Genomic DNA, 239 nt, shown 5'->3' with positions numbered 1-239 from the left:
AGGGTTTTCAGGTTCGTGCTGAGGCGCTCTCTTTATTTTTGTAAGCATATCAACTACGTCTTCTTTCGTTACTTCCATTCCACCAAGTTTAAAAATTTCTACCATATCTATATCTTTTATATCTAAAGCATATCTTACTCTTTTTAATATATCGTTATTGCTCATTGCCATTGGGTTTCCTCCTGAAATGTTGATTATCATAATGCTTTTAGCATGTGTAAATGAATGTCGTCAAATTA

At 32.6% G+C, this 239-nt stretch carries 1 protein-coding gene; it reads right to left on the bottom strand.

Annotation, left to right across the window (positions count from 1 at the left end):
* The coding region (locus MR083_RS27340) for a DUF1456 family protein (protein ID WP_242270138.1) at window positions 1-171 on the bottom strand (171 nt) is incomplete at its 3' end.
* Window positions 172-239: the final 68 nt, after the last annotated feature.

The sequence above is a fragment of the Bacillus cereus group sp. BfR-BA-01408 genome (genome assembly GCF_022663305.1).
In the GTDB taxonomy this organism is placed as follows: Bacteria; Bacillota; Bacilli; order Bacillales; family Bacillaceae_G; genus Bacillus_A; species Bacillus_A pacificus.
Note: the sequence above shows the minus strand (reverse complement) of the source record. Positions and strands in the feature narration are given on the sequence as shown.